This is a genomic window from Rubrivivax gelatinosus (genome assembly GCF_016583785.1).
Lineage (GTDB): Bacteria > Pseudomonadota > Gammaproteobacteria > Burkholderiales > Burkholderiaceae_C > Rubrivivax > Rubrivivax gelatinosus_B.
In genome coordinates this window covers 1-2,579 of sequence record NZ_NRRU01000201.1, presented here as the reverse complement: position 1 = coordinate 2,579, position 2,579 = coordinate 1, and the positions used below count along the sequence as shown (strand labels likewise).

The 2,579-nt window shown below is 76.3% G+C and carries 2 protein-coding genes; both read right to left on the bottom strand.

Annotated elements, in window-relative coordinates; all coding sequences use genetic code 11:
- Positions 1-3: 3 nt before the first annotated feature.
- Positions 4-1,011 (bottom strand): ATP-binding protein, encoded by a 1,008-nt coding sequence (locus CKO43_RS25290; protein WP_200380397.1) that lies wholly within the window; start codon positions 1,009-1,011, stop codon positions 4-6.
- 5 nt (positions 1,012-1,016) lie between these two features.
- Positions 1,017-2,579, bottom strand: a 1,563-nt coding sequence (locus CKO43_RS25285; protein ID WP_200380396.1) for a cobaltochelatase subunit CobN, incomplete at its 5' end; no start/stop codon positions are given.

The window sequence follows — 2,579 nt, the reverse complement described above, 5'->3', positions numbered from 1 at the left end:
GGCCTAGGCTTTTGGGCGCCAGGCGCCGGGCAGCGAGGTGGCCTCGAAACCCGCCGGCTGCGGCGGCAGCGCGCCCCAGTCGCCGTCGGCGGCGCTGCCGGACGCGGGCGGTGGCGGTGGCGCTTCGGGGCGCGCGGCCGGCAGCGGTGCCGGCGTGCGGCGGCGGTGCAGCAGCGCATCGTCGGCGACGGCATCGACGTCCTGGACGCGCACGGCGTCGCGGCCGTCCAGCGCCGCCAGCGCGCGTGCGGCGCGCAGCATCACGAGGTCGGCACGCAGGCCGTCGACGCCGGCGGCGTGCGCCAGGTCGGCGGCACGCGCCAGCGCCGCGTCGCCGACATCGACCGTGTCCAGCCGCGCCCGCGCCGTGGCGACGGCCTGCGCCAGCGCGGCGTCGTGCGCGGCGTGTTCGGCCAACACACGCTGCGGGTCGCGGTCGAAAGCCAGGCGGGCGCGCAGGATGGCCTGGCGCGCCGCAGTGTCGGCCGGGTTGGCGATCACGACCGACAGCCCGAAACGGTCCAGCAGCTGCGGCCGCAGCTCGCCTTCCTCTGGGTTCATCGTGCCGACGAGCACGAAACGCGAGGCGTGGCGCTCGGAGATGCCGTCGCGCTCGACGCTGTGCACGCCGCTGGCGGCGGCGTCGAGCAGCGCGTCGACCAGCGCGTCGGGCAGCAGGTTGACTTCGTCGACGTAGAGCACGCCGCCGTGGGCGCGCGCCAGCAGGCCGGGCTTGAAACGCAGCCGGCCGTCGCGCAGCGCGTCCTCGACGTCCAGCGTGCCGACGAGCTGCTCCAGGCTGGCCGCCAGCGGCAGCGTGACGAAAGGCGCGCCCGGCAGCAGCGCGGCCAGCGCCCGCGCCGCGGTCGACTTGGCGGTGCCGCGCGGGCCGCTGATCAGCACGCCGCCCAGGCTTTCGTCGACGGCAGCCAGCAGCAGCGCCTGCTGCAGCCGCGGCTGGCCGACGAGCGCGCTGAACGGGTAGGCGGGGATCTCGGTCTCGGGGTTCATGCGTTTCAGCTCTCGTCTTCCAGGCGCTGCTCCAGCGCCAGCAGGTGCGCGGTGATGCGTTCGCGCTCGGCGCCGGGCTCGCGCCACAGGCCGCGCTGCATCGCTTCCAGCAGGCGCTCGCCGATGGCGCGCAGCGCCCCGGGGTTGTGGCGCTGCAGGAATTCGCGTGTCGTCTCGTCGTGCAGATAGGCGTCGGCGACCAGCGCGTACTGGTGGTCCTCGACCAGGCCGGTGGTGGCCGAAAACGCGAACAGGAAGTCCACCGTCGCGGCGATCTCGAACGCGCCCTTGTAGCCGTGGCGGCGTATGCCTTCGAGCCACTTCGGGTTCACGGCGCGAGCCCGCAGCACGCGCGCGATCTCCTCGCGCAGCGGCCGCACACGCGGCGCGCCGGGCACGCTCAGGTCGCCGTGGTAGAGCGCCGGCGCGCTGCCGCGCAGCGCCTCGACGGCGGCGGCCATGCCGCCCTGGAACTGGTAGTAGTCGTCGGAGTCGAGCAGGTCGTGCTCGTGGTTGTCCTGGTTGTGCGCGACCAGGTCCAGGCCCTGCAGCCGGGTCTCGAGCGCGGCGCGCGCCGCCTGGCCGTCGCTGCCGCCGCCGTAGGCGTAGGCGCCGGCGCGCAGATAGGCCTCGGCGAGGTCGGCGCGGCCCTGCCAGCGCCGGCCGGCGATCAGCTCCTGCAGCCCGGCGCCGTAGCCGCCGGGGCGCGGGCCGAAGACCCGCCAGCTCGCCTGGCGCCGCGCGGCCTCGGCATCCAGCCCGGCCAGCTCGGCGGCCCGCGCCTCGCGCTGCACCCGCGCGCGCACCGGGTTCTCGTCGTCGCTCTCGTCTTCGGCCGGCACCGCGGCGACGGCACGCACGGCGGCGTCGAAGAGTTCGATCAGATTCGGGAAGGCATCGCGGAAAAAACCCGAGACACGCAGCGTGACGTCGATGCGCGGGCGGCCGAGCACGGCCACCGGCAGCAGCTCGACGTCGAGCACACGCCCGCTGCCGGCGGCCCACTTGGGCCGCGCGCCCAGCAGCGCCAGCGCCTGGGCCAGGTCTTCGCCGCCCGAGCGCATCGTGCTCGTGCCCCAGACCGACAGGCCGACCGTGGCCGGCAGCGCGCCGTGGTCCTGCAGATGGCGTTCGACCAGGCGCTCGGCGGCGGCGCGCCCGGTGGTCCAGGCGGCGACGGTGGGCACCGCGCGGGTGTCGACGGCGTAGAAGTTGCGCCCGGTCGGCAAGGTGTCGGCCCGGCCGCGCGACGGCGCGCCGCTGGGCCCCGGCGGCACGACACAGCCGGCCAGGCCGCGCAGCAGCTGGCGCATCTCCTCGGCGCCGCAGGCGTCCAGCCGCGGCGCCAGCGTGTCGCGCAGCGTGGCCAGCACCGGCGCGGTCTGCGGCCAGGCGGCGGCGTCGATCACGGCCGCATCGGGCTGCAGCGCGTGCGCTTCGAGCAGGCGTTCGGCCAGCAGCTCCAGGCGTTCGCGCGTGTGGCCGGCGTGGCGCCAGGGCGTGTCGGCCAAGGCCTGCAGCAGCGCCGGGCGCGCGCCGGTCCAGGGCCGGGCCCAGTCGGGCGCGAG